Genomic DNA, 21581 nt, shown 5'->3' with positions numbered 1-21581 from the left:
CAAAGCGCATCAGCTGGAGCGTCCTCCAACCCTACGCGACCTTCCGGGAATCGGCCGCGGACCGGATCAGGTCTGCGCCCTTCTCCGCGATCGCCAGCACGGCGGCATTGATGTTGCCGTTCGGCAGGTCGGGCATGACGGAGGCGTCGACCACCCGCAGCGCCTCGATGCCGCGCACCTGCAGGCTCTGGTCGACCACGCTGTCGGCGTCGGTGCCCATCCGGCAGGTGCCGGCCGGGTGATGCACGGTGATGGACGTCTGGCGGATGTGCTCGTCGATCTGCTCGTCGCTCTCGCAGGCCGGACCGGGGAAGAACTCGGCCTCGACGAACGGCGCCATCGCCGGCTGGGCGGCGAGCTGGCGGGCCACCCGCACGCCGGCGCGGAGCGACGCCCAGTCGCGCGGCGACGACAGGAAATTCTGGTGGATCAGCGGCGCCACGGCCGGATCCGGCGAGGCCAGCGTCACCTCGCCCCGGCTCTCGGGCTGCACCGCCACGATCCGCGTCGCGAAGCCGTCGGCAAACGGCTCCTTGAACGGCCGCATGTAGGGCCATGCGGCGAGCGGCGCCGCGGTGAACAGGAACTGGACGTCCGGATGCGAGCGGCTCTCGTCGCTCCTGAGGAAGCCGACCACACCGCCCGGAACGTCGCCGGCGAACCCCTTGCCGGTCAGATAAGTGCGCATGAAATCGAGGCCGATGCGGTCGGCCCGCATCATGCGGTGGAACGGTCCCTGCCCACGCCGGCGGTACATCAGGATCACCGAGACGTGGTCCTGCAGGTTCCTGCCGACCTGGGGCAGATCAACAACCGGCTCGATGCCGTGGGTGGCCAGGGCCGCGGCGGGTCCGATGCCGGACAGCATCAACAGTTGCGGCGAGTTGATCACCCCGCCGGAGAGGATCACCTCGCTCCGCGCCAGCGCCGTGGTGGTCTGGCCGTCGCCGCGATAGACGACGCCGGTCGCGCGCCTGCCCTCCAGCAGGATCCGTTCGACCAGCGCGCCGGTGCGGACGGTGAGATTTCCGCGCTTCAGGGCGGGCCGCAGATAGGCTGCGGCGGCCGAATTGCGCCGCCCGTTGCGGATGGTCATCTGCAGGCGACCGAAGCCCTCCTGCCGCTCGCCGTTGTAGTCCTCGGTCTGCGGAAAACCCGCCTGACGGGTTGCCTCGCCGAAGGCGTCGATGAGCGGATCGGAGTAGCGGCAGAACTGGGTGTTGAGCGGTCCGGAGCCACCCCGGAAGTGGCTCTCACCGCCCTCCCACGTTTCCATTTTCCTGAAGTAGGGCAACAGGTTGTCGTAGGACCAATCGGGCAGGCCACCCGCCGCCCAGCGGTCGTAGTCACCCCGGTTTCCGCGCACGAAGGCCATCGCATTGGTCGATGACGATCCGCCGACGACCTTGCCGCGGGCGCACTCCACGCGGCGGCCGCCGACGTTGTCCTCCGGTTCGCAGAAATACATCCAGTCGTGGCGCCGCTCGGTGAGGATCTTCCCCCAGCCAAGCGGCACATGGATCATCGGATCCCGGTCCCAGTCGCCGGCTTCCAGCAGCAGGACCCGACAGGCGGGATCCTCCGTCAGCCGCGCAGCGAGCACACAGCCAGCCGAACCGGCACCCACGACGACATAGTCAAAGGACTGGTTATCCGGCATTACTCTACTCACCCCGTGCGGCAAACCGGTCGGCGGCTCGCCTCGCTCCGGCACAAGTCAACCACCGGCCCGCGCGGATTGTCAACCAAGGCTCAACCAGATAAATTGGTTGAGAGGCAAGCGGCGCGACTCGCCGCGCACGCCGCCGGCTCCGCTCTCCGACGGGTGCGCCGGCGTCAAGAACGAGCAGTTGAAGAGGCCGAGAGACGATGCCGTCCACCGACACGCCGCCGCGCGAAACTCCGTCCGGCACGGGCCTGACCGGCATCGTCGATGCGCTTCGGGACATGCAGCGCAGGGGCGAACGCATCCCGTCAGAGCGCGATATAGCGCAGCTGTTCGACGTTAAGCGCCACCAAGTGCGCAAAGCGCTCGACGAACTGCGCAAGGCCGGCGACCTCAAGCCGCCGCGCCCACGGCGGGCGCCGAGGGCCACTCCGCGCATCAACGAAGAACTCGTCCGGATGACCAACCCGCTCGAGGTGATCGAGCTGCGCATCGTGCTCGAGCCGGGCCTCGCCCGCCTCGCCTCCATGCGTGCGTCGCCGGCGGAGATCGCCAACATCATCGAGAAATCGGCGACACCGGCCGGCGCGCTGTACGGCGAAACCGATCTCGCCTTTCATCTGGCGATCGCCAATGCGTCGCGAAATCAGCTGGCGGGCGAGCTCTACAAGGTGCTGAGACAGGTCGGCGTCGATGCGCGGCTTCGCGTGCCCACCGGGGGCAAGGCGCCATGCCCGAAGCGCATGGCCGAGCGCGACGCCGAACATCGGCGCATCGCGGAAGCGATTGCCGCGCGCGACCCGGAGGCTGCCGAGCAGGCCATGCGCGAGCACCTGCGCAGCGTGCTGCGCCAGATCAACGCGCGCCTCGACGCGATTGCCGCGTAAGGGCCGTTCCGGCCCGGCAGCGAGGGCCGCGTGCGCGTGGTGCGGCGGCGGCACCTCCCGCTCCGGTTCGACTGCCCCCGCCCTGCCGGGAGAGGCTCAGTCGGCGTGTTTGCCGGTCTCGATGAAATCCAGAATGATCGGATAGGTGAGCTCGGGGTTCGCACCCGGCTCCAGTGGATCGATGAGTTCGTGACCGAGCCCGTACGTCGCATCGAAGACGTAGGGCGTCAGCGGCACGCCCTGATCCGTCCAGGCCGCGGCGACAGCGTCGGTCGTGCTGTTCGAGACGGCCGTGTCTGCCTCGTTGGTCACCACCACGATCTCCGATGCGGCCGCCTTCTTCTCGGTGGCCTGGCGCCAGGTGGCATAGCCCAGACGCATGATCTCGCCGGTCGCGGTGGTCGACTGGCGCTTGTAGGCATGCGGCATGACGTTGTCGGCGTTCTCCCGCATCACCGGATCCTTCCAGATGGAGACGTTGGGAAGCAGGAGCATCGCCCGCATCAGCATGCGGTTCACGTCGGGACCGAAGCCGTGCAGGCCGAAGAACGGCGCCAGCAACACCGCCCGATCGACGTCCGAGCGGTTCTGGGCGACCCACCCGGCGATGGTGCCGCCGGCGGAAATTCCGACGAAGATCACCTCGTCCCCGAGGCCCGTCGCCATGTCCACGGCGTCGTCGCCGAACTCCGCGAGCTGCCGCGCCGTCATGAAGCGCAGGGCGTCCGTGGCCCGGTCGGCATAGCCGTTCTGCGGCATCCGGAGCACCAGGACGTTGTAGCCCTTGTCGAAGAGGATCGGTGCAAAGTCCACATAGGCCTGCGGACAGCTGGACACGCCGTGGACGAGAACCACGACCTTGGCTGTCCGCTCTCCGTGCCCGAGCAATTTCGGTTCGCAGAGCGGATTCAGCGGCTCGGTCGTCTTGGCGCGGTCCGCGTCGAAGCGCGCGACCGCGCCGGCGTAGTCGGTGGTGGGGTCCGGCGACGATGTCAGCCCGTCGGTGCTGACCGGCATGAAGGCGAGCGTCGCCAGCACCAGCACAAGAAGAACAACCCAGGCGAGGATAGCCCGGCGCAGCCCGATCAGCAGCGCGGTCACGCCCACCAGAACGACGAGCACGATCAAAGCGGCGGCGATGCCGATCACCGCACGCTGCATGACGGTCACCGGACCAAACCACTCCATCAAGGCGCTCATCTGATCATTCCCCCCGGTGCGCGAAACGCGCTACGACATCGTCAGCGACCAGACAGGCGGACCGTCCCCCCAGCCTCGTTCGGATAGGTCTAATGGGTCCAGACAGATCGAGGAAGGACGAAGCGATGCGCACTGCCCCACGCGATGCCTCAGCGGGCAGAAACGCAGACGACAGTGGCCGGTGGGTTCGCCAACTGGTTTCGCCAAGCGGTCTGTGCCTGGGCTTCCTTCTGTTCGCCGCCGCGCTGACACCGTCGCTCATCCCGCGGAATGCCCTCATGCAGGGGCTCCTGGGCGGGGCTTCGTTCGCGATCGGATACGGCATCGCCGTCAGTCTCGTCGCCCTGTGGCTCTGGCTGGGGTTTCGCACGCACGGTGGACGGGTGTTCGCCTGGATCCTCGTGCTGGCCGGTGCGCTGGTTGCCGCCTACGCCCTCTCCCGAGTGGCTCCCTGGCAGGACTCGATTCGCGTCCTGATGGGCATGCCGGCCCTGGAGTCCTCGCACCCGGCAAAGGTCCTGGCGCTCGCCGTGACGACGGCGGCGATCCTCTTCTTCATCGCGTGGCTGTTCAGGCTGATTGCAAGGCTCGCATTGGCGTGGGCCCGTCCGTTCGTTCCCGAACGGGTGGCTATCCTGACGGCGATCGTCGCCGCGCTGGCGCTGTTCGGCATGCTGATCGACGGCGTGCTGGTGCGCTACGCCCTCACCGTGCTGGATGCGTCCTACGCCGAACTCGACGAACTGATCGAACCGGACACGGCGATGCCGATCGCACCCTGGAAGACCGGCAGTGCCGCCTCGCTCGTGAGCTGGGGCGACCTCGGCCGGGAGGGTCGGCGGTTTGTCGACGGCCTTCCCATGCAGGAGGACATCGCAGCGTTCTGGGAGGATCAGGCCGTGCAACCGCTCAGGGTGTATGTCGGGCTCAACGCCGCGGACACGGCGGACGAGCGTGCCGACCTGGCGCTGCGGGAACTCATCCGGGTCGGCGGCTTCGATCGCGCCGTCCTCTCGGTCGCCGTGCCGACGGGCACCGGCTTCATGGACGCGGCCGCGAGCGAGACCCTCGAATATCTGCATCGCGGCGACGTCGCCACCGTCGCCCTCCAGTACTCCTACATGCAGAGTCCGTTCTCGCTGATCTTCGAGCCCGGCTACGGCGCCGAAGCCGGCCGCGCGCTGCTGCGGGCGGTCTACGACCACTGGACCGACCTTCCCCCGGAGGGGCGCCCGAAGTTGTATCTCCAGGGCCTCAGCCTCGGCGCACTCAGCTCCGAGCAGTCGCTCCGCCTGCATGAGATCATCGGAGACCCGATCCAGGGCGCGCTTTGGAGCGGACCGCCGTTCCCGAGCCCGATCCACACGTGGGCGACCGCCGAGCGCAACGATGGGTCGCCCGAGTGGCTGCCGACGTTCGAGGACGGGTCGCTGATCCGGTTCATGATCAAACCGGAAATTCCCGAACCTGACCGCCCGTGGGGACCGCTCCGCATCGTCTATCTGCAGCATGCGAGCGACGCGATCGTGTTCTTCTCAACGGACATGCTTTGGCGCGAGCCCGACTGGATGCGAGCGCCCCGCGGGCCAGACGTGACACCTCTGATGTGGTGGGTTCCGGTGATCACGGCGCTACAGGTGGCGGCGGACATGGCGCTGTCGAACAACGTGCCACTTGGTCACGGTCACCAGTACTCGGCAGCGAGCTATATCGACGCTTGGATCACCGTCACCGCGGCAACCGTCGCGCCCGAGGAAGTGGACCGCCTGAAGGCGCGGTTAGCCCGGTAGAGCCCGGAGGCGTTTCGGCATGACAGCAAAGAGCCGCCGGCGGCGCGCGACGCGCATCCTGCTGATTGCTGGGCCCGTGCTCGCCGGTCTGTTCGTCCTCGTCGTCGGGCTCAACACCGTGGCCCATCACCGCGGATGGATCGTGCAGCGTCTCGACCCGGCGTCACTGTCGGCAAAGCTGAGCCCGTTCTACCGGATCCACCGACCGGACGGTCCCGGGCCGTTTCCGACTGCCCTTCTCTACTCCGGCTGCGATGGTCCGCACGACAACATGGAGCGGTGGGCCGGCGCATTGGTTGCCGACGGATGGGCGGCCGTGATCGTCGACAGTCATCGACCCCGCGGCTACGATGACTACGAGGCTTGGCGTCTGGTCTGCCTGGGCCAGCTGATGGCCGGCGGCGAGCGGGCCGGCGACGTTCTGGTATCGCTTGCCGACGTGCGCGCGATGCCGTTCGTCGACCCGAACCGCATCGCACTGATCGGCATGTCGCACGGCGGCTGGTCGATCATGGACCTGCTCTCCCTCGATGCCGAGAATCGCTTGCCTCTCAATTTGACCCGCATGCCCGGGGATCCGGCGGACCCGCCCCTCTCCGGCGTCGCCGCCGTCGTCCTTCTCTATCCTTGGTGCGGTCCCACCAATCGCGCGGTGGACGCTGGCTGGAAAAATCCAGCACCCGTCCTGTTCATGCTCGCCGACGACGATACGATCGCACCTGCAGCAGAGTGCCGGGCGGTCGCCTTCACCCTGGAGGCGGAAGGCCGGGCCGTCGCCGTGGTCGGTTTTGCCGGAGTCACCCATGCCTTCGACCAGCAGGAACGGGCCGGCTTCAGCAGCCTCGTCTTCGACGAAGCCGCGACACGCCGGGCGATCGACGAGGCGCTCGCCTTCCTAGACGCCGCCGCTGCGGAACGCCGCTGAGTGCCTTTCCAGATCGCGTGGAATCACAGGGCCGATCAGAAAGCGCACCACAATCAAAACCTTGGCACCGACAAGGCGGCTAGCGGAACAGCAGCACCGGGACCTTGCAGGAACGCACCATCTCGGTCGTCGTCGAGCCGATCACCAGACTGCGGATGCGCGAGTGGCCATAGGCCCCCATCACCAGCAGGCCGATAGTCTCGTCGCGCACAACGTCGGCGATCACCGTGTCGGGCTGACCGGAGACGATCTCCGCCTTGACCCGATAGCCCGCACCTTCCAGGACGGCGCGGGCGTTGCCGATCTGTCGCTGGGTGATCGAGGTATCGTGCCCGACCATCAGCAGCCGGCATTCGAGGCCCGCGAACAGCGGGCTGCGGGCGATGTGATCAACCGCCTTCATGCTTGAGACGCCGCCATCGTAGGCGATCAGAACACGCTCGATCGGGGCGAAAGCCCGCGAAGCGACCAACACCGGCTTGGCGCTCGACCGCACGATCCGCTCGAGGTTCGAGCCCAGATGCGCCTTGGCGAAGTCGGCCGCCTCGCCCCGCTTGCCGATGATCACCATGTCGGCGTCGGCTTCGCTTTCGGCCACCGTCTCCACGATGTCACCGATGCGGAGCTTGGTGGCGACGGTGACGCCCGCCGCCTCGACGATCTCCCTGGCGTCGTCGAGGATCGCCCGACCGCGCGCCTGGGCGAGCTTCGCGCGCTGCTCATCCAGCGCGCTCAGTTCCTCCAGCAGCGCCGTGCGGGCGCCAAGCGAAATCGAGCCCGACAAATTCCGGGTGCCGCCGCTTTCCCTCCGGCCGAGCACATGCAGGATATCGACCGCAGCGCCGGTTCGCCCGGCGGCCCAGGCGGTGTGCTCGCAAACGCTTTGCGCGTAGATCGAGCCGTCGACAAGCGCCACCAGCTTCGTCATCGCCTGACCTCCCATGTCTTTGGAGCCGCCCACGTCGCTGAACATCGAAGCGACCCGCCAGGACGTTACGGCTCAAGGTACTTAAAAGTTGTCGTTGCTCATCGGCCAACCGGATTCCGCGGATGGAACGGGCTTCAGTGCCCCATCAGGCTTTCCATAGCTCCGGGCTTGTCATGGACGGCGAGCCTGTCGACGATCGTCTCGCTCGCCGCGTTGAGACCAACGATCTCCACGTCCGCACCGTCGCGGCGGAATTTCAGCACGATCATGTCGAGCGCAGCCACACTCGAAATGTCCCAGATGTGCGCGTGGCTCACGTCGATGGTGACCTTCTCCAGCACCTCCTTGAAGTCGAACGCCGCGGCGAACGCATCGGCAGAGGCGAAGAAGACCTGGCCTTCGACAACATAGGTGCGATGCGTGCCGTCCCCGGACAGCGTCGAGGTGACCCGAAGGAACTGGGCGATCTTCCAGGCAAAGAAAATCCCCGACAGGAGAACGCCGACCAGAACGCCGATGGCGAGGTTGTGGGTGAGCACCACGAACACGACCGTCGACAGCATGACGATCGAGGACGAGCGCGGATGCGAGCGCAGCGACTTGATGGACGACCAGGAAAAGGTGCCGATCGACACCATGATCATCACGGCCACCAGCGCCGCCATCGGGATCTGCTTCACCCAGTCGCCGAGCACGACGATCAGAAAGATCAGGAAGACGCCGGCGATGAACGTGGACAGCCGGCCCCGGCCGCCGGACTTCACGTTGATCATCGACTGGCCGATCATCGCGCAACCGGCCATGCCGCCGATAAATCCGGTGCAGAAGTTGGCGACCCCTTGTCCCACGCATTCGACGTTCTTGTCGCTCGGCGTGTCGGTGAGTTCGTCCACGATCGCCGCTGTCATCAGGGATTCCAGCAGCCCGACGGCCGCAATCGCCGCCGCGTACGGCAGAATGATCAGCAGCGTTTCCAGGGTAAGCGGCACGTCGGGAAGCAGGAAGATCGGCAGCGTCGAGGGCAGTTCGCCCATGTCGCCGACAGTCCGCAGGTCGAAGCCGAAACCGATCGAGATGGCCGTGAGGACGAGGATGCAGATCAGCGGCGACGGAATTGCGGTGGTGATGCGGGGAAACAGGTAGATGATCGCCAACCCGGCGGCGACCATCACGTAGGTGAGCGACGGCACGCCGATCAATTCCGGCAGCTGTGCCATGAAGATCAGGATGGCCAGCGCATTGACGAAGCCCGTCATCACCGAGCGCGAGACGAAGCGCATCAGGCTGCCGAGCCGTAGAAGCCCCGCACCGACCTGGAGGACTCCCGCCAGAATCGTCGTTGCGAAGAGATACTGAAGACCGTGATCGCGCACGAGGGTGACCATCAGCACCGCGGTGGCAGCGGTCGCGGCCGAGATCATGCCCGGCCGCCCCCCGACAATCGCCGTGATCACCGCGATCGAGAACGACGCGTAGAGCCCGACGCGGGGATCGACGCCCGCAATGATCGAGAAGGCGATCGCCTCCGGGATCAGCGCCAGCGCGACAACGAGCCCGGCAAGGATGTCGCCGCGGATGTTGCCGAACCATTGGTAGCGATAGGCGTGTAGTGACTGCATGATCCGTCCAGGCACAGGACATCCCCGCCCGCGGCCGCAGAGCGCCGGGAGGAAGTCGCCAAATCGAGGGATTTCGCCGACGCCACCCAGAGTGATCGGGGCACAAGGCCGGAGATTGGTCCGCCCTTTCTAGGCAGGTCCATGCTGCATTGCAATATCACGGCTGGTTTCGCCTGTCCGGATCCGCATGTGAAAAGACGCCGGGACCCCCGAATGCAGTTCCCAATGCCGATATGCTCAGTCTATCGTCGCGACAGGCCCCAGGGAGATCAGGTGGATGCAGGCAGCTATCACATTCGTCCTCTCGAACTTCACGCTTAGCCTGTTCATCGCCGGTCTCGTCGCCTCCGCCGTTGCGATTGCAAGAGCGCCGCACGTTACCCGCGCGCTCGTCGTGGAGAAGCTGTTCGCCTACTTTCTGCTGTTCTCGATCTTCCTGTCCTTATTTTATAATTTCGTGATGCACGTGTTCTTCGGCGAGATGGCGGCGCGCTTCATAGGATGGAGCCAAAGCCCCTTCCAGGCAGAGGTCGGCTTTGCCTCCCTCGGTTTCGCCGTGGTGGGTCTGCTGGCATTCTTCGGAAATCGAGGGCTACGGATCGCGGCGATCGTCGGGCCGGCCATGTTCCTATGGGGCGCGGCCGGAGGGCACATTTACCAGATGATCCATGCGCACAACTTCGCACCGGGCAACGCCGGCATCATCTTCTGGTCCGACATCCTGGTGCCAGCGCTCGGGTTCATCTTTCTTTGGCTGCAGCGAGGCTCCGCAGAGGAGCGTGATCTGCGAGCAAGATCGGGCTGAGCCCGGCACGCAAGGCGCGTGTCCAGCAAGTGAGCCGGTCTGGCCTTCACCAACGGTAACAGAATCGGCATCTGTTGGAACTGAAAGGCAACTTTGTCGCACCAACATTTCGTGCAAATGTTGACCCTGTTCAGTATTCTGTCGCTTTAGAGAGCGATTTTCTTGTCCTGCATTTGCGAGGAGAGCTCGCCGCGCATCGGGCCGGCGGCAAATCCGTTTACCGGCGTGAACCGGATCGCGGGGTCTGCATGCGCGTACTCATTGCCATCGGTGTGGCCTGCATCTTCGCCGGCGTGACGATGATCTTCAATGATCTGATCACGCATTGGTGGGGCGAGACTGCAGGGGTGAATGCAAGCCAGGCGACGGTTTCCGTTCCCGGATTGATGCTCGCGGCCGTCGGAATCGTGCTGACGGTGGCTGCCGAAAAGGCCCGCGCGCGCGGAAGGCGCCGGAAGTCCGTCGCGGAAGATGGACCCGGCAAGACCGAGAAGGTCGTTCTCTACGAGCACGGGCCCGACCGGCCTTATTAACCCTCGATCGGGTCCGCGCCGCCAGAACCGATCATCGCTCGGGCTGCGACAACAATTTTCGTAAAATTCCACTGGTTTCGCCGGCGTTGGTGCGAACCCGGGAAAACCCACGCATTCCGGGCATTCCGGCCTGATCGCGCCTCTCACGTTTTCGCGATTTTCGTTGGCAGACCTCCCAAACCGACCCATCTGAGAAGGAACGGATTGGAAACAGGCGCGTTGACAGCCGCAAGAGGAAGCATCCTTGACGTATTTGCGGTCGAGAGCTTGGAGTGCCCTACGATGAAGCGTAACAACGAAAACGTGGTTGTCCTCGCGGTTCTCACCGGCGCCGTGCTGTTTACTGCGCCGCTCGCGATCGCCGAAACCCTTCGGTCGGACCGGCTGGAACCGGCTACGGTTTCTGAGGATTTCGGCCCGGTGAGCCCCACCGTTCGGATCGGCTCCATCTCACATGCGGGCAACGAGTCGTTTGTCGTGGCGCTTCTCAACGAGGCCGGCCAGAAGATCGGCGATACCCGTATTCGCCCGTCCGAAACGGTTCTTATCAAGGATGGTCCCTCCGTGACGGCCCGCCCCTCCGTGGATGGCGACCCGATCGCCAAGACCAACGATCGGATTTCCGGTGGCATGCCGGCCAACGTGTCCCTGAAGAGCGACAAGGAAACCGGACAGGCCGTGACCTTTGAGGCCTACCAGCCGCGGGCCTCCGAACAGAATGACAGCATTCTGAAGATGGCAAAGTTCGGCGAGATCGTTCATCAGCGGGCCCGTTCAGCCGTCGACAAGGCCTTGAACTGGATCTGACGCAAAAGCTCGTCCGTCCAGGGCTCTGACGGCAGTCACGTGTCCACTCCAGAGTGACTCGAGAAAGGTCCGGCGGTGCATTTGGCACCGCCTTTTTTGTGCCTCTCCATGGCGCGCGCGCCTGGCGAAAGGCACTCCTCGTATTCCGGTTCAGAGGGCTCGGTCGTTTGTCCTGCCGTGATCCAGACCAGCCGATCGTTCGTATTGCTTAATGAAAAGTGCGATCTGCCAGTCGATCCCAGGACCTTGAATGAGCCGAACCGCTTCTGCCCCAACCATCGTCTGGTTTCGCGACGACCTGCGCCTTGCGGACAATCCGGCGATGTGTGCCGCGGTGGAAACCGGCCGCCCCGTCATCCCCGTCTATGTGCTGGAGACCGGGCGAACCAGCCCTCGTCCGCTCGGTGGCGCGTCGAAATGGTGGCTGCACGGATCCCTCGAGGCGCTGGACTCCTCACTCCGCAAGCTTGGCTCGCAGTTGGTCCTTTGTGAGGGCGAGACGATCCCGGCGCTCCGGTCGATCGTCGACGCGACGGGGGCGGAAGAAGTCTGCTGGAACCGCCGTTATCATCCGGACGCCCGAGTGCTGGACGCCGAGATCAAGGCATCGTTCGAGGCGGATGGGCTGCGGGCACGCAGCTTCAACGGTTCGTTGCTGATCGAGCCCTGGGAGGTCAAGACGGGCGAAGGCTCGTTCTACCGGGTCTACTCACCGTTCGCCCGGGCGGCGCGCCAAAGGCTTGACCCCGCGACCCCGCTTCCCGCGCCCGATGGCATTGCCTGCCCGGCGCACTGGCCTGTGAGCCTGCCTCTCTCGTCTCTCGACCTTCGCCCCACCAAGCCCGACTGGGCCGGCGAATTGCGCCAGACCTGGACACCCGGAGAGGCTTCCGCGCGCGCAACGCTGCGGAATTTCGTCGACGAACGGCTCGGCCTCTACAAGACCAAGCGCGACTTCGCGGCGATCGAGGCGACGTCGCGCCTCTCCCCCCATCTGCGCTTCGGAGAGATCTCGCCCCGCACCGTGTGGACGACGCTGTCGCAGGTCGCGGACGAAGCGCCCAGCTCCGCCGATCGGCAGTCGGCCGAGAAATTCCTGAGCGAGGTGCTGTGGCGGGAGTTTTCCTATCACCTCCTCTACCACCTGCCGCGGCTCGAGCAGGCAAACGTGCAGGACAAGTTCGACGCCTTTCCCTGGCGCCAGGCCGACGACAGACTCGCGGCGTGGGAGCAAGGCGCAACGGGCTACCCGATCGTCGATGCGGGAATGCGCCAGCTCTGGCGGACCGGGTGGATGCACAATCGGGTCCGGATGGTCGTCGCCTCGTTCCTGACGAAGGACCTGCTGGTCGACTGGCGCGACGGCGAAGCGTGGTTCTGGGACACGCTGGTCGATGCCGATGCGGCCAACAACCCGGCCAGCTGGCAATGGGTGTCCGGATCCGGCGCCGATGCCGCGCCCTACTTCCGCGTCTTCAATCCGGTGCTGCAGGGCAAGAAATTCGATCCGGAAGGTGATTACGTGCGCGCGTTCGTGCCGGAACTCGCGAAGCTGCCAGCCAAGCACATTCATGAACCCTGGCTGGCGCCCGACACGGTCCTCTCGGAAGCCGGCATATCCCTCGGCACCACCTACCCCGAGCGCATCGTCGACCACGCCGCCGCCCGCAAGCGCGCGCTCGAGGCATATCAGAAGATCAAGGAACAGGCGGCTTGAACGCGCACACACCCCAGTATCCTGCATCGCGCATCGCGGTGATCGGCTCCGGCATCGCGGGCAACGCAGCCGCCTGGTCGCTGTGCGACCGACACGACGTCGTCCTCTACGAGGCAGAACCGCGTGCCGGGGGGCACTCCGCGACGGTGGATGTCGATTATGACGGGGTCCCCCTCTCCGTCGACACCGGCTTCATCGTCTACAACGAGCTGAACTATCCGAACCTGGTCAGCCTGTTCGACCACCTTGGCGTGCCGACCGAGGAGAGCGACATGAGCTTCGCTGCGTCGATGCGCGGTGGGGCACACGAGTGGTCCGGTCACTCCCTGGCAGGTCTGTTCGCCTGCAAGCGCAATCTGGTTTCGCCGCGCTTTCTTGGAATGCTGCGCGATATCGTGCGCTTCAATGCGACCGCGCGCGGCGATCTTGCACGCGGCATCTGCGCGACGGTGACGCTGGGCCGCTATCTGGCCGACCGCGGCTTCCGCCCGTCCTTTGCCGAGGACTACCTCGTCCCGATGGGGGCCGCAATCTGGTCGATGCCGGCCGAGCGGATGCTCGAGTTCCCGGCGCGTGCGCTGCTGGCCTTCTTCGACAACCACCGCCTGATCGATCGCGACCGGCCGCTCTGGCGCACCGTCAGCGGCGGCAGCCGGGTCTACGTGAACCGGATGCTCAACAAGATCGTGCGGCAAGGCGCCCTGCGGGTCGCCACGCCCGTCGCACGCATCGAACGATCGGTGGCGGGGGTCACCGTGATCGACGCCGCCGGTCATCGCGATGTGTTCGATCGGGTCGTGCTGGCCTGCCACACGGATCAGGCGCTGGCCCTTCTCGCAAATCCGAGCGCGGCCGAACGATCGGTCCTGGGTGGCATCGACTACCGGCCAAACACGGTCTACCTGCACCGCGACCGGCGCCTGATGCCCCGTCGCAAGCAGGTCTGGTCGTCGTGGAACTACCTGAGCTGGCCGACCGACCATCCCGATGAGGGCGTTGCGCTCAGCTACTGGATGAACCGGCTGCAGAACATCGATCCCGCCCGGCCGATCTTCGTGACGCTGAACCCGCCCTTCGAGCCGGATCCGGCACTCACGTTCGGCACCTACAGCTACAGCCATCCCCAATTCGACCGCATGGCGCTGACGTCCCAGTCCGCGTTGCCGGCCATCCAGGGAAGCAACCGGAGCTGGTTCTGCGGCGCATGGACCGGATATGGTTTCCACGAGGACGGGCTGACCTCGGGACTCGCAGTGGCCGAGGCGCTTGGCGGAACGGTTCCGTGGCGTGCCAACGCCTCCGCGACCATCCAGCTGGAGGCCGCAGAGTGAAACCGCGTATCCCAACGACCTGGTCCGCGAACGGCGATGCGCCGGCCGCCCCGATTGCGCTGTATGTGGGCGACGTGATGCACGCGCGTCTCAAGCCGGTCGGCCATCGGTTCGCCTACCGGGTCTATTCGATGCTGGTGGACCTCGACCGGATGGCCGACGGGACCGGTCTGGAGCCGTGGTTCGCGTTCGACCGGTTCGCACCGCTCTCCATCCATGCGCGCGACCACGGGGCCGGCGACGGGTCGCCGTTGCGACCCCACGTCGACCGGCTTCTCGAGGAAGCCGGCATCGCCCGACCGGACCGGGTCCTGATGCTCTGCTATCCGCGCGTGTTCGGCTACGTCTTCGACCCGATCACCGTCTACTTCGCCTACGCTGCCGACGGTGACCTGAGCGCCCTTCTCTACGAGGTGCGCAACACGTTCGGAGGCCGCCACACCTACGTCGCGCCAGTGCGCACCGGCGAGGCGAGCGCAGCCGGTATCGAGCAGCAGGCCGCAAAAGTGTTCCACGTCTCGCCGTTCATGGGCATGGAGGAGACCTATCTCTTCCGCGTGCTGCCTCCCGGCGAAGCCGTCCGCATCCGAATCCTGGAAACCGATGCCGAGGGTCCGACGCTGGCGGCAACGTTCGCCGGACGGCTGCGCCCCGCGACCCGGGCCAATCTGGCGCGCGCCTTCGTCACCGTCCCGCTGATGTCTTTCAAGGTGATCGCAGCGATCCATTTCGAGGCCTTGCGCCTCTGGTGGAAACGCGTGCCGCTGGTGCCGAAGCCAAAGGCCGATCCTCCGCCGAAGGCGGCCTCTCGAACGGTGACAGGTGGGGGCGGTAGGCGCAGCATCCGACCAGCCGGCAAGGAACTTGCTGCCAATCTGCCTCCACCGCTCTAGATTCACCGCTTATCCGTCGGCAAGACCGACCATCGACCCTCGCCGTCCGGACCCTGTCCGGCCCATACTGTCTCAGCTGGAAGGTTGTCTCGGTATGACGATCGCCTCCCCCCATCCCGTCCTGCTCACCGCCACCAACGCTCCCGCGGAGTTGCGCGGGCTCCCTGCCTTTGCGCGACGCGGCTTCGCCGTCGGCCTGAAGCTCCAGAAGGGGTCGCTCACCGTGACCATCCCCGATGGCCGGAGCTTCCGCATCACCGCGCCCGAACAGGGCCCCACCGCAGACTTCGCCATCCACGACTGGCGCTTCGCGCGCAGGCTGCTTCAGGCCGGCGACATCGGCGTCGGCGAGGCCTATATCGCCGGCGAATGGTCGAGCCCGGACCCGACGGCGTTCCTGGAGCTTTTCGCCGCCAACCGGCAGGTGATGATGGATGCGCTGACCGGCAACCCGATCGCCCGTGCGCTCCTCTCGTTCCGACACTTCCTCAATCGGAATTCGCGCGCCGGTTCGAAGCGCAACATCGCCGCGCACTACGACCTCGGCAATTCCTTCTACGCCGCCTGGCTCGACCCCTCGATGACCTATTCCTCGGCATACTTCGGCGGCGGAGCCAACAATCTCGAGGCCGCCCAGCGGGACAAGTACCGCGAGATCGCCGAACGAACCGATATCGGCCCGGGCGATCACGTGTTGGAGATCGGCTGCGGGTGGGGCGGGTTTGCCGAGTACGCCGCCAGGGAGATCGGCTGCCGCGTTACCGCGGTGACCATTAGCCGGGCGCAGCACGACTATGCCTGCAGGCGGATCAGCGACGCCGGACTGAATGACCGCGTGACCGTCGATCTCGTCGACTATCGCGACCTCGAGGGCAGCTACGACCGGATCGTCTCGATCGAGATGTTCGAAGCGGTGGGCGAACGCTTCTGGCCCGGCTATTTCCAGATGCTGCGCGATCGGCTGCGCTCGGGCGGCCGGGCGGGCTTGCAGATCATCACCGTCGAGGACGAGCACTTCGACGCGTACCGCCGCGCGCCGGACTTCATCCAGCGCTACATTTTCCCGGGCGGCATGCTGCCGTCTCCCAGCCGCGTCGGCGCGCTCGCCGGCGAGGTCGGCCTGATGGCGACCCACGAAGCCGGGTTCGGCGGCGACTATGCCCGCACCCTCGCCGAATGGCGGGACCGGTTCCGATCGGCATGGCCGCGGCTCGCGCCCAGCGGCTTCGACGACCGCTTCAGGCGGATGTGGGAGTTCTACCTGCACTATTGCGAGGCAGGCTTTCGCGCCGGTGCCATCGACGTGAAACACTTCGTGTTTGCTCGTCCGTGAGCGCCAACGCCGCGCATCCGGCGGCTCCGGCGTGGCGACAGCTGCTCCTGTACGCCTTGCCGGCCCTGCCGCTCGCGACACTGCAGTTCCCGCTCTTCATCCTGCTCCCGACCTTCTACGCAGATGGACTGGGCCTGCCGCTGTCGGCTGTGGGCGCGGCCTTTCTCGCCATCCGTGTCGCCGATGCGGTGTCGGATCCGGTGGTCGGTGTGCTCGCCGACCGATGGCGGCCACCCTTCGGCCGGAGGCGGCTATGGCTTGCGGCCTCCGCCCCGGCAACCGCGGTCGCATGTTACTTTCTGTTCGTGCCACCGGCCGAGGCTGGCATTGCCTACCTCCTCGGCTGGGGAGTGATCGTCTCGCTGACCAGCACGGCGGCACTGGTTCCCTTCAACGCCTGGGGCGCAGAGCTTTCCACCGACTATCACGGCCGAAGCCGGATTGCCGCGGCCCGTGAGGGGCTCATCGTGGCCGGAACGCTGGTGGCAGCCGGCGTCCCGGCGGTGCTGGCCAAGGGCGACCAGGGGCTGGCGCTCTCCTGGATCGCGGTCGGCGTGCTCGTGCTCCTGCCGACGACGGCCTTCGTCGCGGTGGCCTTCGTGCCTGAGCCGCACGACCGTTCGACCCGCAACGTGTCGCTTCTGGAGGGCCTCGGTCATATCAGCCGCAACCGGCCGTTCGTGAGGCTGGTGGTCGCGTTCGCCGTCAACGGGCTCGCCAACGGCCTTCCCGCCACGCTCTTCCTGTTCTTCGTCGCCCGGGTGATCGATGCGCCGCACCTGCAGGGGCCGTTGCTGTTTCTCTATTTCCTGTGCGGGATCGCCGGCATTCCGATCTGGCTGCGCCTGTCGCGCAGCGTCGGCAAGCATCGGGCCTGGTCGCTCGCGATGATCGCGGCGTGTGTCGTGTTCGCTGCGGTCCCGGCGCTCGGCCCCGGCGACGTGCTGGCATTCGCGGCGATCTGCGTGCTGACTGGGCTCGCCGTGGGCGCAGACCTGGTGCTGCCCGCCGCGATTCAGGCCGATGTGGTCGACGTCGACACGGCATCGTCCGGCAGCCAGCGGACCGGCCTCTATTTCGCGCTGTGGGGGCTGGCGACGAAGCTGGCGCTCGCCGCCGCGGTCGGGGTCGCGTTTCCACTGCTGGCAGCGGCAGGCTTCCGCACTGACGCCGGGCCTGACGGCGACGGCCTGTTCGCTCTCGCCGTGCTCTACGCCTGGGTTCCGATCGTGTTGAAGCTCCTGGCCGTCGCCCTGATGTGGCGCTTTCCGATGGATGCCGCCGAGCAGGCCCGAGTGCGCGCGCGGATCGACGCGGAGGCAGCCCTGCCGTCGGGAGGAACGGCCAGCTAGTCGCTCTTCGGTTTAGGCTTGTCCCACCCTGTCGCCCGCCCGATCACGCGAAAGAAAGCCCAGTAGGGGAGGATCCGGACGACCTTCAGCGCATAGGTGAAGCGCCGCGGGAACGTCACCTCGAACCGACCTGTCTGCAAGCCCTCCACGAGCCGCCGCGCCGCCTTGCCCACCGGCATCAGATAGGGCATCGGGAACGGGTTACCGGCGGTTGCCGGGGTGTCGACGAAGCCTGGCGCGATCACCTGGATGGTGATGCCTTGGTTGTCGAAGTCGAACTTGAGCGCTTCGGCGAGATTGATGAGCGCCGCCTTGCTGGCCCCGTAGGACGCGGCAGTGGGCAGCCCGAAATAGCCGGCGACAGACGCCACGATGGCGATCTGCCCCCTGCTGCGGGACTGCATGGGGCGCGCGACCGGAATGAGGCAGTTCACCGTACCCCGGATGTTGACATCGAAGGTCTTGTCGAAGGTCTCCCGGTCGAGCGCATCTCCCATCACCGGCAAATAGACGCCGGCATTCAGGATCGCCAGCGCGATCGGACCGAGTTCCGCCTCGATCCGCCCGACGATCGCTTCCATCGCCGCGCCGTCGGTCACGTCGCCGGGAAACACAGCGATCCGGCCCGGTCCGGAGGCGCCCGCGGCGACTTCTGCCAACGCCTCCTCGCGCCGCGCCGTCACGGCCACCGAGAAGCCGGCAGCCGCCAGACGCTGCGCCACGGCCGCTCCTATCCCGGAGCTTGCGCCGGTGATCCAGACGACCCCGTCTTCCGGGCGCGCCACATATGGCTTTTTCGACATGCACAAACCCTGAGAAGCACGGAAGCCGGCACCAGCAGCCAGTTGCAGACCGTCGGTGCCGGAACTGTCGGTCAGCCCGGCAGGAACGGGGCCAGCAGGCGCCCGAGGCGACCGGTGAGGCGGAGCGAAGCATTGCTGACGACAAAGCCGATGCAATCACCGTCGTCGTCGGCAAGCGGGCGGTGGTCAATCAGATCGTCGGCGATCGAAACGTCGCCGACGCCGTAGTGACCGGTGGTGTCGGTGAACCCGCCGTGCAGCACCAGGGTCATTTCGGTCCCGCGATGGGTGTGCGGAGGCAGACCGTGCCCTGCCCGGAGACAGAACAGACTGGTCACGAACCCGTCGTCGCTGCCGATCCGCCATTCGCGGATGCCGGGCAGCCGGGTCTTCCACGGCACGTCGGCCAGCGGCCGTCCGGCATAACGCAGGATCGAGGCCGGCAGCCCGCTGTGATCTCTCCGGTTCGAGCCCATCGGGAATGCGGACAAGCCCGGGTCGGACTCGGGCTCAGCATCGGGAGCCGTGGCAAAGATCCGATCAAGCTTGTGATCGCGCCCTGGTACGTCGACGGGTTCAATCCCGTCGAGGAAGGTCCCGGCGACGGCCTCGAGATCTCCCACCCACCGATGATTGCGGGGGCTCAGCTCGAGATGCGCCTCGACCAGAACCTGCACCGGCAAGGGCAGACTCCCGGACACGTATCCGGCAATGAGCCCATCAAGGGCCTGGGAGCTATAGGTCATGCGTTCAGTCACTGCAGGATACAACCGTATCGGGATCGGGGGATCTGGACTTTGCCCATAGTACGGTGCGGATCGGGTCCCGGATCAGCCAATCATGACGAAATCGCATAGCACCGCTGCATTTCTCCCGACCATTCGCGGGCCATTGACGGTTGATGTGACTTGGCGGTGTCGATAGCTTGGCCGCTCCAACCCAAGCAAGGCAAGGTCATGGCCGTACTCGCATCCGTGCTCGACGCCATCGGCAACACGCCCCTGATCCGTCTCAACCGCGCCTCGGAAGAGACGGGCTGCGAAATCTTGGGTAAGGCAGAGTTCATGAATCCCGGGCAGTCCGTCAAGGACCGCGCCGCCTATTATATCGTCCGCGACGCCATGGAACGCGGCGAGCTCAAGCCCGGCGGCACCATCGTCGAGGGCACAGCCGGGAACACCGGCATCGGGCTGGCGCTCGTGGGCGCAGCCCTCGGGTTTCGCACCGTCATCGTCATACCCGAGACCCAGTCCGACGAAAAGAAGCAGATGCTGCGGCTTGCGGGAGCGGAACTGATCGAGGTTCCCGCCTTCCCCTATCGCAACCCGAACAACTACGTGAAGCTGTCGGGCCGCCTGGCCGCCAAGCTCGCCGAGAGCGAACCAAGCGGTGCCATCTGGGCGAACCAGTTCGACAACGTGTCCAATCGCGAGGCACACATCCTGACCACCGGGCCGGAGATCTGGGAGCAGACGGATGGCGAAGTGGACGGGTTCATCTGTTCGGTCGGGTCCGGTGGAACGCTCGCCGGTATCGGCATGGCCCTGAAGGAGCGCAATCCGGAGATCACCATCGGCCTTGCCGATCCGATGGGAGCCGCGCTCTACAACTTCTACACCCACGGCGAGCTGAAGTCGGAAGGCTCTTCGATCACCGAGGGGATCGGCCAGGGGCGCATCACCCGGAATCTCGAGGGCGCACCGGTCGACATCGCGTTCCAGATTCCGGATGGAGAGGCGCTTCCGATCGTTTTCGACCTGCTCAGGCACGAGGGGCTCTGTCTCGGCGGATCCTCGGGCATCAACGTTGCCGGCGCGATCCGGCTTGCCCGGCACCTCGGACCCGGCCATACGATCGTGACCATCCTCTGCGATTATGGCAACCGCTACGCGTCGAAGCTGTTCAATCCCGAGTTCCTTCGATCGAAGGATCTTCCGGTGCCCGAGTGGATGGAGCAGACACCGTCGATCGCGGTCCCCTTCGAGACGCCGGAATAGGCTGGGCGAAGCCGATGGAACTGGTGACCAAGCCCCTGTTTCGTGACGACGCCTACCTGCCCTCCTGCGAGGCGGTCGTCACCGCGGTCACCGACGCCGGCGGCATCGTGCTTGATCGGACCGTCTTCTACGCCTCCGGCGGCGGCCAACCCGGAGACATCGGCAGGATCGAGTTCGGCACCGGCGCAATGGCTGCGGTTGTCAACACGGTCCAGGGCGACGATCGCTCGAGCATCGTGCACCTTCTCGCCGACGACGCGGCGCGGCCCGCCCCCGGCGACACGGTGGTCGCGCATCTTGACTGGGAGCGGCGCTACAAGCACATGCGCATGCATACGGCGCTGCATCTGCTGACGGCGGTGCTTCCCTATCCGGTCACTGGAGGGCAGATCGGCGCCGAACAGGGGCGACTCGATTTCGACATTCCCGACGGCGCACTCGACAAGGACGAGATCACCGAGGCGCTGAACCGGGTCATCGCCGGTGACCATGCCGTTACCACCGAGTGGATTACCGACATGGAGCTGGAGGCCAATCCCGGTCTGGTAAAGACGATGAGCGTCAAGCCACCGATGGGATCCGGCCGGGTGCGGCTGGTGCGGATCGGAGAAGATGTCGATCTGCAGCCGTGCGGAGGCACGCACGTCCTGATGACGGGGGAAATCGGCACGGTCGTCGTCTCGAAGATCGAAAAGAAGGGAAAGCTGAACCGACGCGTCCGGCTGCAGTGGGCTGACATCTAGAGCCGGAGGCGGAAGGGCGGCCACCGGTTGTCCGCGGTATCCCGCTCTGAGCTGTTCGAACCAAGCACGTTTGACGACCTCGGGTCATTCAGGCCCGAACTGGTGATCTGGACCGACTACCCGTTAGACAGATGCGGTCGAAAATCGACACGGCCGCGCAAGTGCCTGACTGCCGGCCGCTTCAATCGATTCGATGCCTGCCTCCGATCGACGAGATGCAGGCCCGGCAACGCCCTCGCCGGACGACACGCT

The 21581-nt window shown here is 66.0% G+C and carries 19 protein-coding genes; 13 read left to right on the top strand and 6 right to left on the bottom strand.

Annotation, left to right across the window (positions count from 1 at the left end; genetic code table 11):
* Positions 1–31: 31 nt before the first annotated feature.
* The gene (locus tag ACSSVZ_RS14815) at positions 32–1660 is read right to left on the bottom strand and encodes a GMC family oxidoreductase (RefSeq protein WP_453971207.1); all 1629 of its coding nucleotides are present in this window, start codon (positions 1658–1660) and stop codon (positions 32–34) included.
* Between the two features lie 209 nt (positions 1661–1869).
* Between ACSSVZ_RS14815 and ACSSVZ_RS14810 the strand changes: the two genes are divergently transcribed.
* The gene (locus ACSSVZ_RS14810) at positions 1870–2553 is read left to right on the top strand and encodes a FadR/GntR family transcriptional regulator (protein WP_453971205.1); all 684 of its coding nucleotides are present in this window, start codon (positions 1870–1872) and stop codon (positions 2551–2553) included.
* Between the two features lie 96 nt (positions 2554–2649).
* Here the strand turns inward: ACSSVZ_RS14810 and ACSSVZ_RS14805 are convergent, their stop codons facing one another.
* On the bottom strand, positions 2650–3753 hold the full coding sequence (locus ACSSVZ_RS14805; protein WP_453971204.1) for an alpha/beta hydrolase: 1104 nt from the start codon (positions 3751–3753) through the stop codon (positions 2650–2652).
* 125 nt (positions 3754–3878) lie between these two features.
* On the opposite strand from ACSSVZ_RS14805, the gene ACSSVZ_RS14800 reads away from it, so the two are divergent.
* Positions 3879–5543 (top strand): alpha/beta hydrolase, encoded by a 1665-nt coding sequence (locus ACSSVZ_RS14800; RefSeq protein ID WP_453971202.1) that lies wholly within the window; start codon positions 3879–3881, stop codon positions 5541–5543.
* 19 nt (positions 5544–5562) lie between these two features.
* Positions 5563–6468 carry a dienelactone hydrolase family protein gene (locus ACSSVZ_RS14795; protein ID WP_453971201.1) on the top strand — a complete coding sequence of 302 codons (906 nt, stop codon included), beginning with the start codon at positions 5563–5565 and terminating at the stop codon, positions 6466–6468.
* Between the two features lie 79 nt (positions 6469–6547).
* On the opposite strand, the gene ACSSVZ_RS14790 is transcribed toward ACSSVZ_RS14795, so the two are convergent.
* Both ACSSVZ_RS14790 and ACSSVZ_RS14785 read right to left on the bottom strand, forming a co-directional pair.
* Positions 6548–7396 (bottom strand): universal stress protein, encoded by an 849-nt coding sequence (locus ACSSVZ_RS14790; RefSeq protein ID WP_453971199.1) that lies wholly within the window; start codon positions 7394–7396, stop codon positions 6548–6550.
* 134 nt (positions 7397–7530) lie between these two features.
* Positions 7531–9015 carry a SulP family inorganic anion transporter gene (locus tag ACSSVZ_RS14785; RefSeq protein ID WP_453971197.1) on the bottom strand — a complete coding sequence of 495 codons (1485 nt, stop codon included), beginning with the start codon at positions 9013–9015 and terminating at the stop codon, positions 7531–7533.
* 277 nt (positions 9016–9292) lie between these two features.
* On the opposite strand from ACSSVZ_RS14785, the gene ACSSVZ_RS14780 reads away from it, so the two are divergent.
* The 8 genes from ACSSVZ_RS14780 (at position 9293) to ACSSVZ_RS14745 (ending at position 17786) form a co-directional block, all read left to right on the top strand.
* A complete protein-coding gene (locus ACSSVZ_RS14780) occupies positions 9293–9820 on the top strand; it encodes a DUF6790 family protein (protein WP_453971196.1) in 528 nt (175 codons plus the stop codon).
* Between the two features lie 74 nt (positions 9821–9894).
* Complete coding sequence (locus ACSSVZ_RS14775) at positions 9895–10353, top strand: hypothetical protein (RefSeq protein WP_453971194.1); 459 nt, start codon at positions 9895–9897, stop codon at positions 10351–10353.
* Positions 10354–10635: 282 nt separating this feature from the next.
* Positions 10636–11160 (top strand): hypothetical protein, encoded by a 525-nt coding sequence (locus ACSSVZ_RS14770; RefSeq protein WP_453971192.1) that lies wholly within the window; start codon positions 10636–10638, stop codon positions 11158–11160.
* A gap of 250 nt (positions 11161–11410) precedes the next feature.
* Positions 11411–12877 (top strand): cryptochrome/photolyase family protein, encoded by a 1467-nt coding sequence (locus tag ACSSVZ_RS14765; protein WP_453971191.1) that lies wholly within the window; start codon positions 11411–11413, stop codon positions 12875–12877.
* Positions 12874–14208 carry an NAD(P)/FAD-dependent oxidoreductase gene (locus tag ACSSVZ_RS14760; RefSeq protein WP_453971190.1) on the top strand — a complete coding sequence of 445 codons (1335 nt, stop codon included), beginning with the start codon at positions 12874–12876 and terminating at the stop codon, positions 14206–14208. The genes ACSSVZ_RS14765 and ACSSVZ_RS14760 overlap by 4 nt, the downstream gene beginning before the upstream one ends.
* Complete coding sequence (locus tag ACSSVZ_RS14755) at positions 14205–15101, top strand: DUF1365 domain-containing protein (RefSeq protein ID WP_453971189.1); 897 nt, start codon at positions 14205–14207, stop codon at positions 15099–15101. The genes ACSSVZ_RS14760 and ACSSVZ_RS14755 overlap by 4 nt, the downstream gene beginning before the upstream one ends.
* A 94-nt stretch (positions 15102–15195) precedes the next feature.
* Positions 15196–16434 carry a class I SAM-dependent methyltransferase gene (locus tag ACSSVZ_RS14750; protein WP_453971187.1) on the top strand — a complete coding sequence of 413 codons (1239 nt, stop codon included), beginning with the start codon at positions 15196–15198 and terminating at the stop codon, positions 16432–16434.
* Positions 16431–17786 (top strand): MFS transporter, encoded by a 1356-nt coding sequence (locus ACSSVZ_RS14745; protein WP_453971185.1) that lies wholly within the window; start codon positions 16431–16433, stop codon positions 17784–17786. Before ACSSVZ_RS14750 ends, ACSSVZ_RS14745 begins: the two co-directional genes overlap by 4 nt.
* Here the strand turns inward: ACSSVZ_RS14745 and ACSSVZ_RS14740 are convergent.
* A complete protein-coding gene (locus ACSSVZ_RS14740; RefSeq protein WP_453971183.1) occupies positions 17783–18589 on the bottom strand; it encodes an SDR family NAD(P)-dependent oxidoreductase in 807 nt (268 codons plus the stop codon). The genes ACSSVZ_RS14745 and ACSSVZ_RS14740 overlap by 4 nt on opposite strands.
* A 71-nt stretch (positions 18590–18660) precedes the next feature.
* Positions 18661–19335 carry a ChrR family anti-sigma-E factor gene (locus tag ACSSVZ_RS14735; RefSeq protein WP_453971181.1) on the bottom strand — a complete coding sequence of 225 codons (675 nt, stop codon included), beginning with the start codon at positions 19333–19335 and terminating at the stop codon, positions 18661–18663.
* 210 nt (positions 19336–19545) lie between these two features.
* Here ACSSVZ_RS14735 and ACSSVZ_RS14730 point away from each other — a divergent pair, with 210 nt between their 5' ends.
* Both ACSSVZ_RS14730 and ACSSVZ_RS14725 read left to right on the top strand, forming a co-directional pair.
* The gene (locus tag ACSSVZ_RS14730; RefSeq protein WP_453971179.1) at positions 19546–20586 is read left to right on the top strand and encodes a cysteine synthase A; all 1041 of its coding nucleotides are present in this window, start codon (positions 19546–19548) and stop codon (positions 20584–20586) included.
* A 14-nt stretch (positions 20587–20600) separates the two neighbouring features.
* Complete coding sequence (locus ACSSVZ_RS14725) at positions 20601–21329, top strand: alanyl-tRNA editing protein (protein ID WP_453971177.1); 729 nt, start codon at positions 20601–20603, stop codon at positions 21327–21329.
* Positions 21330–21581: the final 252 nt, after the last annotated feature.

The sequence above is a fragment of the Amorphus sp. MBR-141 genome (genome assembly GCF_053628695.1).
The sequence above is the reverse complement of the archived record's forward strand: the minus strand, read 5'-3'. Positions and strand labels throughout refer to the sequence as shown.

Bases quoted from the DNA above. Each gene is read 5' to 3' on its own strand.
- ACSSVZ_RS14725 (WP_453971177.1), top strand. From the start codon at position 20,601: ATGGAACTGGTGACCAAGCCCCTGTTTCGTGACGACGCCTACCTGCCC.
- ACSSVZ_RS14805 (WP_453971204.1), bottom strand. From the start codon at position 3,753: ATGAGCGCCTTGATGGAGTGGTTTGGTCCGGTGACCGTCATGCAGCGT.
- ACSSVZ_RS14780 (WP_453971196.1), top strand. From the start codon at position 9,293: ATGCAGGCAGCTATCACATTCGTCCTCTCGAACTTCACGCTTAGCCTG.
- ACSSVZ_RS14735 (WP_453971181.1), bottom strand. From the start codon at position 19,335: ATGACCTATAGCTCCCAGGCCCTTGATGGGCTCATTGCCGGATACGTG.
- ACSSVZ_RS14810 (WP_453971205.1), top strand. From the start codon at position 1,870: ATGCCGTCCACCGACACGCCGCCGCGCGAAACTCCGTCCGGCACGGGC.
- ACSSVZ_RS14785 (WP_453971197.1), bottom strand. From the start codon at position 9,015: ATGCAGTCACTACACGCCTATCGCTACCAATGGTTCGGCAACATCCGC.
- ACSSVZ_RS14795 (WP_453971201.1), top strand. From the start codon at position 5,563: ATGACAGCAAAGAGCCGCCGGCGGCGCGCGACGCGCATCCTGCTGATT.
- ACSSVZ_RS14730 (WP_453971179.1), top strand. From the start codon at position 19,546: ATGGCCGTACTCGCATCCGTGCTCGACGCCATCGGCAACACGCCCCTG.
- ACSSVZ_RS14750 (WP_453971187.1), top strand. From the start codon at position 15,196: ATGACGATCGCCTCCCCCCATCCCGTCCTGCTCACCGCCACCAACGCT.
- ACSSVZ_RS14790 (WP_453971199.1), bottom strand. From the start codon at position 7,396: ATGACGAAGCTGGTGGCGCTTGTCGACGGCTCGATCTACGCGCAAAGC.
- ACSSVZ_RS14815 (WP_453971207.1), bottom strand. From the start codon at position 1,660: ATGCCGGATAACCAGTCCTTTGACTATGTCGTCGTGGGTGCCGGTTCG.
- ACSSVZ_RS14800 (WP_453971202.1), top strand. From the start codon at position 3,879: ATGCGCACTGCCCCACGCGATGCCTCAGCGGGCAGAAACGCAGACGAC.
- ACSSVZ_RS14770 (WP_453971192.1), top strand. From the start codon at position 10,636: ATGAAGCGTAACAACGAAAACGTGGTTGTCCTCGCGGTTCTCACCGGC.
- ACSSVZ_RS14765 (WP_453971191.1), top strand. From the start codon at position 11,411: ATGAGCCGAACCGCTTCTGCCCCAACCATCGTCTGGTTTCGCGACGAC.
- ACSSVZ_RS14740 (WP_453971183.1), bottom strand. From the start codon at position 18,589: ATGTCGAAAAAGCCATATGTGGCGCGCCCGGAAGACGGGGTCGTCTGG.